This is a genomic window from Streptomyces sp. NPDC055955 (assembly GCF_042270245.1).
GTDB lineage: Bacteria > Actinomycetota > Actinomycetes > Streptomycetales > Streptomycetaceae > Streptomyces.
Genome location: NZ_JBHJYS010000005.1, coordinates 199,974 through 211,229, shown reverse-complemented (window position 1 = coordinate 211,229; position 11,256 = coordinate 199,974). Strand labels below are relative to the sequence as shown.

Sequence of the window (11,256 nt, the reverse complement as noted above, 5' to 3'; positions counted from 1 at the left end):
CATGGGGCTGCTGGTGGTGGCATTGGGAATCGTCACGCTCCGGACAGGGTGGATCCTGCCCATGGCGCGCCGCCACGTCACCAGGCCCCGACTCCACGGTCTCGGTGCCCTGCTCGCGGGCGCTTCCGTCGTTCTGCAGGGCCTCTTCTACTTTCGACTCCTGCCGAGCGTTTCCTGGGAGGCCCGCTTCTTCAGTGGGAACGCCCTCCTGTTTGCTGGGCTGGTCCTGATTGCCCTCAGCCAGTTGCTGCCGCTCCGCCGAGACCCGAATCACGCCGATCCCTCAGGTGCCTGAAGGGGTCGGGACCGCAGCCGGAACCGCAGGCGGATCGCAGCCACGGCTGCCCATCTGATGCCGGACCACCCGGCAGGCCGCAGGACCGAACTGCGCACCCAGGGCAACGGGCACGACCTGGCCGCTTCATGCAGACCACCGGTGTGGTCCCACCCCTTCGCTTCAGGTTCGCCCAGTCGCAGCCACCCGTGTCGATCAGACCGGCGCGGCCCTCGGCGCGGCAGGGCCCGCGCACGAGCTCTGACATTCTCCCGAGGTCACCCTCAAGCGTCGGGCGGTGCCGTCTCCTTGGTGAAGTGCCCGGTGTCCAGGCGCAGTCGCCACACATTGCGGAGGTGCGCTGCCGCGAGGTCGGCCTCCAGTGGGGACGGCGGGACGGCGAGGACCGGGCAGCAGGCGTGGGCGAGGCAGTAGCGGCTCACCGACGGGTGCAGTGCGCGGTGGAGGTGGCCGCGGTGCCCGGCACCGACGACCAGGAGGTCGTCCTCACGGCCGGCGGTCTCCGCCAGTGCCCGGCCGGGGGTGCCGCGGGTCAGGACAGCGCGCAGGGGGACGCCGGGGCCAGCGGGGAACACCTCGCGGATCGTCGTGACCAGCGTGGTGCGGGCGAGGTTCTCCCAGTCACCGTCCGCGAGCGGCGCGGCCGAGGCCCGGCGGGCGTGGAGTGCGCCGCCGGGTGACTGCCACGCCAACACCGCCCAGAGCTCGGCCTGCCGATGGTGGGCTTCGGCCGCGGCGCGGCGCAGGGCCGTGCGGCTTCCCAAAGACCCGCTGACCCCGACCACGACACGGGCGACACGCGTGTCCGGGGCCGTGTCGGAACCGGACATTGCTTCACCGTCCGTCAACTGCCGCCGCAGGAGAGGCCCCGTCGGCGGTGCTCATCAACACCGGCACCATCACACTCCCGAGCCGGGGCCCGTGAACAGCCCCTTCGTCGCTTCTTGGCACAGCTCTGACGGCGCCGTCCCACTGTTGAAGCAGTGCCCATCACCAACGCGTCAGCATTGCCGCTCTCCGCGTCAGCGATCCGTCAGGACGGTTCCGGGGGCCCGGGTGGGTGGGCATAGCGTCCTCGGCGAGCCCCGGTCGCCCGTCCCATGACGGAGCCCGGTGACCTTCGAACTGAAGCGAACGTCCCGAACTCAGGCGAACCGCCTCGGGATATCGCCTACGACCCCGGATCCTCCAGGAGACATCCCATGGCAGAACCTCTTTACGGCGAAGACCCGGAACCTGCTGAACGGTTCCCGGCCGGACCCCTGTACGTGCCCGTCCGGCCGGGCCCGCTCGGGCACACCGCCCGGCTGTTCCGCACGCCGCTCGGTGGCCGTACGGCGGTCGGCTTCACCTCCGAGCGCGCCCTGACCGCCACCCTCGGCACCGACCAGCCGTGGATCCGGCTCGCCGAGCCCGCCCTGCGGGCCATGACCGCGCCGCTCGGCGCCGCCACCGTCACGGTGGACCCGCAGCTCACCGCCCCGGTACCCACCTCCGGCAAGAGGGCGGTGCGTCGCAGCGCCCGGGGCCAGCAGGAGGTCGGCGCGCTCCGGGGCACCGGGACCACCGCGCCCGTCTCGGCGCTGTCGCACCGGATCGGCTGAGGAAGGCGCCACCATGACCACCGTTCACGAACCCGCCGTCCACGCCACGGCCTCTCCCGAAGAGCTGTCGGTGTGGCCGGCCTCCACCGCCGAGCCCCGCCCCGGTGACCTGACCGTCGGCGGCGTGGCCCTCGCCGAGATCGCGGGCCGCTTCGACACCCCGGTGTACGTCCTCGACGAGGGCGAGGTCCGCCGGCGCTGTCAGAATTACCGGGATGCCTTCCCGGAGGCCGAGATCCACTACGCGGCCAAGGCGTTCCTGTGCCGGGCCATGGCCCACTGGGTGGAGGAGGAGGGGCTGGGCCTCGACGTCTGCTCCGCCGGCGAACTGGAACTCGCGGTCGCCGCAGGTTTCCCGCCCGACAAGATCGTCCTGCACGGCAACGTCAAGACGCCGCACGAGCTGAAGAAGGCCCTGTGGTACGGCGTCGGCCGCATCGTCATCGACAGCCCTTCCGAGATCGCCCGGATCGCCGCCGCGGTCGGCCCGGACGGACACCAGAAGGTGATGGTCCGAGTGGTTCCCGGCATCAGCGCGGGCGGCCACGAGAAGATCCGCACCGGCACCGAGGACCAGAAGTTCGGCCTGTCCATCTCCGACGGCTACGCGCAGCACGCCATCGCCCGCATCCTCGACCAGCCGCAGCTCGAACTGACAGGCCTGCACTGCCACTTGGGCTCACAGATCACCGAGGTCAAGCCCTACCTGTCGGCGGTGCGCCGCATGGTGGGCCTGATGGCGCGCCTGCGCGAACAGCATGGCGTGGTCCTGAAGGAGTTGGACCTCGGCGGTGGACACGGCGTCGCCTACCGCCCCGGCGAGCAGACCATGGACCTCACCCGCCTGTCACGGAGGGTACGCGCCGAGCTGACCGAGGCGTGCGCGGCGGCCGGACTCACCGTGCCGCGCCTGATCGTCGAGCCGGGCCGGGCGATCGCCGGACCCGCCGGAATCGCGCTGTACCGCGTCGTGTCCGTCAAGCACACCGCAGGGCACACGTTCGTCGCCGTCGACGGCGGTATGAGTGACAATCCCAGGCCGGCCCTGTACGGGGTGCGCTACGCGCCCCGCGTGGTCGGCCGGCGCGGCAGTACGACGCTCGCGCCGGTGACGGTCGTCGGACGGCACTGCGAGGCCGGCGACGTGGTGGCCGCCGACGTGCAACTCCCCGACGACGTGGTCGCCGGCGACCTGATCGCCGTACCCGTCGCCGGCGCCTACCACCTGTCGATGGCCTCCGGCTACAACCTGGTCGGCCGCCCGCCGGTGGCCGCCGTACGTGACGGCCGCGCCCGGCTCCTCGTGCGCCGCGAGTCGCTGGAGGACATCCGCAGCCGCGACGTGGGTCTGTAGCCCGCGCGCGCCCCGAACCACCTCCGGGCGATACGCGCACCTTTGCCCGGCCGCCTCGCCCGGAGGTGTCCAACCCCCTTGTCCGACAACTCATCTGAAACCCTGTGAGGTCCCCCGCGGGCGGCCGAGAACGGGGGGCGCACACACTGTGGTGGGGCGGCTGCGCCTGGGACGTGAAGGCTGCACAGTTCCTGACGCACCTGGTCGGGGGCGAGTCCGGTGAGTGCGGCACGTTCCGGCACGCTCGGAGCGCGGCCGGTGCGGGCGAATCCGTGGTAGACGGCCAGGCGGACCCTTTCCGTCCCGTCAAGGTCCGTCGGTGCTGCTGAGGCGTTCCCGGTCATTCCTGTGGTTCCTTCGCTGGTCGAGGCGATGGGTCCAGGGTGCGCCTCGAGGAGGCCGGGGGCTTGAACGCTCGTGCGGGACAATCGAGACATGACGTCTCACGGGGAACGCGCCGCCTACTGGCGGGTTCCCGGGCTTGCGCTGGAGGCCATGGGCGCCCGCTTCGAGCAGTACGCGTATCCGATGCACGCCCACGACACGTACTCGTTCGGAGTCACCGACGACGGCGCGCAGTCGTTCCTGTGCAGGGGCGAGCGGCACGTCAGTGCGGCCGGGCTGGTCATCCAGATCTCCGAGGGGAGGCCGGCGGTGCTTTCGTACTGGCGGGCGGGTCTGAGCGACGTGCCGGACGAGGTGTGGGATCACCCCCGCCTCAAGGTTCTCCATGGCGTTCAATCCGGACGATCCCCACGACGGGCAGTCGGCCGTCCACGACGGCTACCGCTATCGGATGCTCCACCTCGGGGAAGATCTTGTCCGGGAGGTCCTCGCCGACGCGGCACCCGGCACTGCCGGGCTGCCCCTCTTCGACACCCCGGTGGTGGACGACCCGGCCCTGGCCCGAGCCGTGGCCCGCCTCCACACCGCGGTCGTCGCGCACGTACCGCACCTTGTCGTCGAGGAGTGCCTCACTGCCGCGGTGCCGGCGCTGTCCCGCGGTGCCGCGACGAGGCCGGCGCTGCTGCCGGACCCGAGGGAACGAGTCGACCTGGCGGCGATGGCGCGGGCCCGCGCTCTGCTGCGGCAGCGGTTCGCCGAGAACATCTCCGCCGACGAGCTGGCACGGGTGGCCGGATGCAGTCGCTTCACGTTGTACCGGGGCTTCCGCGCGGCGTACGGCTTCGCGCCCAGCGACTACCAGCGCGATCTGCGGTTGCGGCGCGCCCGTGCGCTCCTGGCCGAGGGCACAACGCCGTCGACGGCTGCCGCCGAGGCCGGATTCGCGGACCAGGCCCACCTCACCCGGTGGTTCACCCGCACCTACGGAGTCACCCCGGCCGCCTACCGCACGGCGCTACACAAAGATGATCACCGGTCACAGAGCGCGGCGCGGAGGTTCGCGACAGGGCGGACGCCGCCTGACACGGCGCCGGATGCCCGCCGATGACATGGCGCGATGCGGTCTCGGTGCCGCCGGCTCCCGGATTGTGGCGGCCTTCGACGAGAGGCAGGGTGGTGTCGAGACTGTTTGGGCGCGGCAGAAGGCACACGGCCTGTGACGGATGCGGGCCGTGGCTCGTCCTCATCGCGACGCGAGTCGTGTGAGCCGGGAACCGGCGCATTCGGTCACCGCCGAACGAGTGGATCGGTGCACCGGTCCGGAGAGCGGTGCCCGAGGCAAGATCATTCATTCCGGGCAGGTTTACGGAGGTGTGGAACATGTCAGCGAAGAACCCAGAGCAAGAGAGCGCCCACGAGGTCTCCTTGCCGCCCGAAGTCAAGTTGCTGCAGGAAGTCACTCCGCCCTTCTTTCCCGAGGGTGGTTCGGGAATGACCATCCTCGTCGAGTGGCCTCCCGGTCATCCCGGGCTCCCTCCGCATCGCCACTCGGGTCCGGCGTTCGGCTACGTGATGGAGGGCGCGGTCCGGTTCGAGCTCGAGGGGGAGCCGGAGCGGGTGGTCGAGCCCGGTGGGACATTCTGGGAGCCGGGCGGTGACGTGATCCACTACCAGGACGGCAACGCCCTGACGGACGCACCGACCAAGTTCGTGGTGACCATGGTGTGCGCGCCGGGTCAGCCGATGCTCAAGCTGGTCGACGAGGAGGAACTGAAGGAACGGGCGCACCTGCGCGCCCCGCGTCCCTCCGAAGGCTGACCCGCGAACCGACGGTAGAACTCCCGGGAGCAAAGTCCCCGCACCCTGACGCGGCTCTGATGCCCGCCGTGTCCGACCTTGACGCCCGGTCCGGGTGCGGGCCGCAGGGAGGGGAGTGGCCAGGACCCCATCCGTATCTCGTTCGACGCCTCATGCCGATGGCCCGCACCTCACTGGTGCGGGCCATCGGTGTATTCACGCGGATGGAGGGCTGGTTCTGCGTAGGGATGTGCCAACCGTAAGAGTTCCGTCAAAGGCGTACGTGTCTCCGTAAGGGAGGCGTCAACGGCGCTCGAATTCGGCCAGAGAGGCGGTTTCCTCTAACCGTCCGTTCAATCCGAACCTCATCTAGGAGCTCGCGATGGCCGACCTGGCCTTCGTTGTCACCACGATCGCGGTGTTCGCGCTGGTGGCGCTCGTCGCCAAGGGGGTGACGAAGCTGTGACCGCCGAAAACATCGTCGGCCTGATCGTGGCCGTCGCCCTGCTGGGCTATCTCGTCCTCGCCCTGATCTTCCCGGAGAGGTTCTGAGAAGCGATATGAGTCCCGTCCTCGCCGGCGTGCTCCAGCTGCTCGCCCTGATAGCGGCACTGGCACTTGCCTACCGTCCTCTCGGCGATTACATGGCCAGGGTCTACTCCTCCGACAAGCACCTGCGTGTCGAGAAGTGGATCTACAAGGGCATCGGCGCCAATCCGAACACCGAGATGCGCTGGATGGCGTACCTCCGCGGTGTGCTGGCCTTCTCGGCCGCGAGCGTGCTGTTCCTCTATCTGCTCCAGCGCCTTCAGGGCAGCCTGCCGGGTTCGCTCGGTTTCAGGTCCATCGACCCGGACCAGGCGTTCAACACCGCCGCGTCGTTCGTCGCCAACACCAACTGGCAGTCGTACTACGGCGAGCAGGCCATGGGCCACGTCGTGCAGACCGCCGGCCTGGCCGTGCAGAACTTCGTCTCCGCGGCCGTCGGTATCGCGGTGGCCGTCGCCCTCGTCCGGGGCTTCGCGCGCTCCCGCACGGGTGAGCTGGGCAACTTCTGGTCCGACCTGGTGCGCGGCACGATCCGCATCCTGATCCCGATCTCCGTGATCGGCGCGATCGTCCTGGTGGCGTGCGGCGCGATCCAGAACTTCGCAGGGATCCACGAGGTCGGCCAGTTCATGGGCGGCTCGCAGCAGTGGAACGGTGGCGCCGTCGCCTCGCAGGAGGTCATCAAGGAGCTGGGCACCAACGGTGGCGGTTACTTCAACGCCAACAGTGCCCACCCCTTCGAGAACCCCAACGGCTTCACGAACCTCTTCGAGGTCTTCCTGATCCTGGTCATCCCGTTCGCGCTGACCCGGACCTTCGGGCGCATGGTCGGCTCCCTGAAGCAGGGCTACGCGATCCTCGCGACCATGGCCACGATCTGGATCGGGTTCACGGCCCTGATGATGTGGACCGAGTTCCACCACGGCGGCCCGGCGTTCGACATCGCGGGCGGTGCGATGGAGGGCAAGGAGAACCGCTTCGGGGTCGGTGGTTCGTCGATCTTCGCGGTGGCGACCACGTTGACGTCGACCGGAGCGGTGGACTCCTTCCACTCCTCGTTCACCGGGTTCGGCGGCGGCATCACGATGCTCGGTATGCAACTGGGTGAGATCGCGCCCGGTGGTACCGGTTCCGGGCTCTACGGCATGCTGATCATGGCGATCATCGCGGTGTTCATCGCCGGTCTGATGGTCGGCCGTACGCCCGAGTACCTGGGCAAGAAGATCGGCACCCGCGAGATCAAGTTCGCGGCCTGCTACATCCTCATCACCCCCGCACTCGTCCTGGTGTTCACGGCGATCTCGATGGCGCTTCCCACGCCGCCGCACTCGATGCTCAACCCCGGTGCGCACGGCTTCTCCGAGATCCTGTACGCGTACACGTCGGGTGCCAACAACAACGGCTCGGCGTTCGCCGGTCTGAGCGCGGACACGCAGTGGTTCAACACCACGATCGGTCTCGCGATGCTGCTGGGCCGGTTCCTGCCGATGGTGTTCGTCCTCGCCCTGGCGGGCTCGCTCGCCGAACAGAGGCCCGTCCCCGCCACGGCCGGCACCCTGCGCACCGAGAAGCCCCTGTTCACCGGGCTGCTCGTCGGCACGATCCTCATCATCACCGGTCTGACGTACTTCCCCGCCCTGGCCCTCGGCCCGCTCGCGGAAGGCCTGGCGTCATGACCGCTCGTACAGCGAAGACCCGTACAGAAAACGACGAGGACGCGATGTCCACAGCCACTCCGACCCGGGCGCCGCACAGCGACGTGCCGTCAGGTCACAAGGAAGAAGGACGTGTCGGCGCGGGTCTCTTCGACCCGAAGCAACTGCTGAAGTCGCTGCCGGACGCCTGCCGCAAGCTCGACCCGCGTGTCATGGTCAAGTCGCCCGTGATGTTCGTGGTGCTCGTCGGCTCGGTCCTGACGACCGTGTTCTCGTTCAAGGACCCGTCCGACTGGTTCGGCTGGGCGATCAGCGCCTGGCTCTGGCTCACCGTGATCTTCGCGAACCTGGCGGAGGCCGTGGCCGAGGGCCGCGGCAAGGCGCAGGCGGACACGCTGCGCAAGGCCAAGACCGACACCGTCGCGCGCCGGTTGTCCAAGGACGGCACCGGCGAGGAGCAGGTGCCGGGCACCGAACTGCGCATCGGCGACCTGGTGGTGTGCGAGGCGGGCGACATCATCCCCGGCGACGGTGACGTCGTCGAGGGCGTCGCGAGCGTCGACGAGTCGGCCATCACCGGTGAGTCGGCCCCCGTCATCCGGGAGTCGGGCGGTGACCGCTCCGCGGTCACGGGCGGTACGAAGGTCCTCTCCGACCGCATCGTCATCAAGATCACGACGAAGCCCGGCGAGACGTTCATCGACCGCATGATCGCCCTGGTCGAGGGCGCCGCGCGGCAGAAGACGCCCAACGAGATCGCGCTGAACATTCTTCTCGCGTCCCTCACCATCGTCTTCCTGCTCGCGTGCGCCACACTGCCGCCGTTCGCGGACTACGCGGGCAAGCACCTCACGATGGTCGTGCTGGTGGCCCTCCTGGTCTGCCTGATCCCGACGACGATCGGCGCTCTGCTCTCGGCGATCGGCATCGCGGGCATGGACCGCCTGGTCCAGCGCAACGTCCTCGCCATGTCCGGCCGGGCGGTCGAGGCCGCGGGCGACGTCTCCACCCTGCTGCTCGACAAGACGGGCACCATCACGCTCGGCAACCGTCAGGCCTCCGAGTTCGTGCCGGTGAGCGGAACCAGGGAGGCCGAGGTCGCGGACGCGGCGCAGCTGTCCTCTCTGGCCGACGAGACCCCCGAGGGCCGCTCCATCGTGGTCCTGGCGAAGGAGAAGTACGGGCTGCGCGAACGCCACCAGGGCGAGCTGGCCGGCGCCGAATGGATCGCCTTCACCGCCCAGACCCGCATGTCGGGAGTGGACGTCGACGGCCGCAAGATCCGTAAGGGCGCGGCCGGTTCGGTCATCGCCTGGGTCCAGGAGCAGGGGGGCCAGGTCTCCGACGACGCGGACACCCTGGCCAACCGGATCTCCGAAGCGGGCGGTACGCCGCTGCTGGTCGCCGTCGAGGACGGCAAGGGCGCCCGCGTACTGGGTGTCATCCACCTCAAGGACGTCGTCAAGGACGGCATGCGCGAGCGGTTCGACGAGCTGCGCCGCATGGGCATCAAGACCGTGATGATCACGGGCGACAACCCGCTGACGGCGAAGGCCATCGCGGACGAGGCGGGTGTGGACGACTTCCTCGCGGAGGCCACCCCCGAGGACAAGATGGCTCTCATCAAGCGGGAGCAGGCGGGCGGCAAGCTGGTCGCGATGACCGGCGACGGCACGAACGACGCCCCCGCGCTCGCACAGGCCGATGTCGGCGTGGCGATGAACACGGGCACGTCGGCCGCCAAGGAGGCCGGCAACATGGTCGACCTCGACTCCAACCCGACCAAGCTCATCGAGATCGTCGAGATCGGCAAGCAACTCCTCATCACTCGGGGCGCGTTGACGACGTTCTCCATCGCCAACGACGTCGCGAAGTACTTCGCGATCATCCCGGCGCTGTTCGCGGCGGTCTACCCGGGCCTGAACAAGCTCAACGTCATGCAGCTGTCCTCGCCCGACTCCGCGATCCTGTCCGCGGTCATCTTCAACGCGCTCATCATCATCGCCCTCGTACCCCTCGCCCTGAAGGGCGTCCAGTACCGGCCGGTGAGCGCCGACAAGCTGCTCCGTCGCAACCTCGGGATCTACGGGCTCGGCGGGCTGGTCGCCCCGTTCATCGGCATCAAGATCATCGACCTCCTCATCTCTCTCATCCCCGGGATCGGCTGATCACCATGAACAACTCGGTTAAGAACACCGGCCGGTTGCTGTGGGCCGGCCTGCGGGCCCTGCTCGTCCTGACCGTCGTGTGCGGCGTGATCTACCCCCTCGCCGTCACCGGGATCGCCCAGGCCCTCTTCCACCACAAGGCCAACGGCTCCGAGATCACGTCCGAGGGCAAGGTCGTCGGCTCGTCCCTCATCGGGCAGCGCTACGACCTGCCGCTGAAGAAGGGCCAGGAAACCGCGGAACCCGACCTCAAGTGGTTCCAGCCGCGCCCCTCCAACGGACTGGGCACCAACAGCGTCAACACCCAGTACAAGCTGATCCTGTCCGGCGCCACCAATCTGGCCGGCGACAACAAGGTCCTCATCGACCAGGTGGAGGCCGCGCAGAAGGCCGTCATCAAGGACAACTCCACGGCGACCTACAAGGTCGAGAAGTCGGACGTGCCGGCCGACGCCGTCACCTCCTCCGGCTCCGGCCTCGACCCGGACATCTCCCCGGACTACGCCGACCTCCAGGTCCACCGCATCGCGGAGAAGAACCACCTCTCCGTCGCCCAGGTGCAGAAGCTGGTGGACGAGCACACCGAAGGCCGTGTCGCCGGCTTCATGGGAGAGCCGCGGGTGAACGTCCTCGAACTCAACATCGCGCTCAAGGGACTCGTGGCGAAGAGCTGATGGCCTGATCCGCACCGAGCGGGAGTTGGCGGACGGGGCGAGGCCCCGATCCGTCAACTCCCGTAACCATGAGACCGGTTCCGCAGGCTCCGGCCTTCCGTACAACAGGAGAGGCGCACACCGATGACCCGGGTGCTGGTGGTGGAGGACGATCCTCAGCTCGTCCGGGCCCTCGTGATCAACCTGCAGGCCCGCCGATACGGAGTGGACCCGGCGCCCGACGGAGCCACCGCACTCCGCCTCGCCGCCGCGCGCCGGCCCGACGCGGTCGTACTCGACCTGGGCCTGCCCGACATGGACGGCACGGACGTCATCAAAGCCCTGCGCAGCTGGACCCGCGTACCGATCCTGGTGCTCTCCGCCCGCCGGGCATCCGACGAGAAGGTCGCCGCGCTCGACGCGGGTGCTGACGACTACATCACCAAACCGTTCAGCATGGACGAACTGCTGGCCCGCCTGCGGGCGGCCGTCCGCCGCACCGAGGCCGCTCCGCTCGCCCCGGACATCGTTCTCGTCACGACCGACGAGTTCACCATCGACCTGCTGGCCAAGAAGGTCAGCCGAGGCGGACACGACGTACGCCTCACTCCGACCGAATGGCACCTGCTGGAAATCCTGGTCACCAACCCCGGGCGACTCATCACGCAGAAATACCTGCTCCAGGAGGTCTGGGGCGCGTCCCAGAGCAGCAAGACCAACTATCTGCGCGTCTATATGGCCCAATTGCGACGCAAACTCGAGACGGACCCCGCCCACCCGCGCCACCTCATCACCGAGCCCGGCATGGGATACCGCTTCGAGAGCTGAACCGGGCT

General features: G+C 69.0%; 11 protein-coding genes and 1 pseudogene. 11 read left to right on the top strand and 1 reads right to left on the bottom strand.

The genetic code is table 11. The annotated features are described in order from the left end of the window. Position 1 precedes the first annotated feature (1 nt). Entirely contained in the window at positions 2 to 295 is a 294-nt protein-coding gene (locus ACFC96_RS12010; RefSeq protein WP_376225354.1) for a hypothetical protein, read from the top strand. A 263-nt stretch (positions 296 to 558) separates the two neighbouring features. Here the strand turns inward: ACFC96_RS12010 and ACFC96_RS12005 are convergent, their stop codons facing one another. Then, positions 559 to 1,125, bottom strand: a complete 567-nt coding sequence (locus ACFC96_RS12005) for a universal stress protein (RefSeq protein WP_376253159.1) — start codon at positions 1,123 to 1,125, stop codon at positions 559 to 561. Between the two features lie 372 nt (positions 1,126 to 1,497). On the opposite strand from ACFC96_RS12005, the gene ACFC96_RS12000 reads away from it, so the two are divergent. The 10 genes and pseudogenes from ACFC96_RS12000 to ACFC96_RS11955 all read left to right on the top strand — a co-directional run bounded on the left by ACFC96_RS12000 (position 1,498) and on the right by ACFC96_RS11955 (position 11,248). Then, positions 1,498 to 1,899, top strand: a complete 402-nt coding sequence (locus tag ACFC96_RS12000) for an SAV_915 family protein (protein WP_376611802.1) — start codon at positions 1,498 to 1,500, stop codon at positions 1,897 to 1,899. Positions 1,900 to 1,912: 13 nt separating this feature from the next. Continuing rightward, positions 1,913 to 3,253, top strand: a complete 1,341-nt coding sequence (gene lysA / locus ACFC96_RS11995) for a diaminopimelate decarboxylase (protein ID WP_376611800.1) — start codon at positions 1,913 to 1,915, stop codon at positions 3,251 to 3,253. A 435-nt stretch (positions 3,254 to 3,688) separates the two neighbouring features. After that, positions 3,689 to 3,871 (top strand): annotated as a pseudogene (locus ACFC96_RS11990) (AraC family ligand binding domain-containing protein); the annotation flags it as partial. Positions 3,872 to 3,983: 112 nt separating this feature from the next. Further along, positions 3,984 to 4,706, top strand: a complete 723-nt coding sequence (locus ACFC96_RS11985; protein ID WP_376611798.1) for an AraC family transcriptional regulator — start codon at positions 3,984 to 3,986, stop codon at positions 4,704 to 4,706. A 272-nt stretch (positions 4,707 to 4,978) separates the two neighbouring features. Further along, positions 4,979 to 5,416, top strand: coding sequence for a cupin domain-containing protein (locus ACFC96_RS11980; protein ID WP_340459728.1), 438 nt, complete (start codon positions 4,979 to 4,981; stop codon positions 5,414 to 5,416). 441 nt (positions 5,417 to 5,857) lie between these two features. Beyond that, positions 5,858 to 5,947: a K(+)-transporting ATPase subunit F gene (gene kdpF, locus ACFC96_RS11975; protein ID WP_037659531.1), complete on the top strand. Its 90-nt coding sequence runs from the start codon at positions 5,858 to 5,860 to the stop codon at positions 5,945 to 5,947. Between the two features lie 8 nt (positions 5,948 to 5,955). Continuing rightward, positions 5,956 to 7,620 (top strand): potassium-transporting ATPase subunit KdpA, encoded by a 1,665-nt coding sequence (gene kdpA / locus ACFC96_RS11970; RefSeq protein ID WP_376611796.1) that lies wholly within the window; start codon positions 5,956 to 5,958, stop codon positions 7,618 to 7,620. Further along, positions 7,617 to 9,767 (top strand): potassium-transporting ATPase subunit KdpB, encoded by a 2,151-nt coding sequence (gene kdpB / locus ACFC96_RS11965; protein ID WP_376611794.1) that lies wholly within the window; start codon positions 7,617 to 7,619, stop codon positions 9,765 to 9,767. The genes kdpA and kdpB overlap by 4 nt, the downstream gene beginning before the upstream one ends. A gap of 5 nt (positions 9,768 to 9,772) precedes the next feature. Further along, on the top strand, positions 9,773 to 10,441 hold the full coding sequence (locus ACFC96_RS11960; protein WP_376611792.1) for a potassium-transporting ATPase subunit C: 669 nt from the start codon (positions 9,773 to 9,775) through the stop codon (positions 10,439 to 10,441). A 123-nt stretch (positions 10,442 to 10,564) separates the two neighbouring features. Beyond that, the gene (locus tag ACFC96_RS11955) at positions 10,565 to 11,248 is read left to right on the top strand and encodes a response regulator (protein ID WP_376226463.1); all 684 of its coding nucleotides are present in this window, start codon (positions 10,565 to 10,567) and stop codon (positions 11,246 to 11,248) included. Positions 11,249 to 11,256 lie beyond the last annotated feature (8 nt).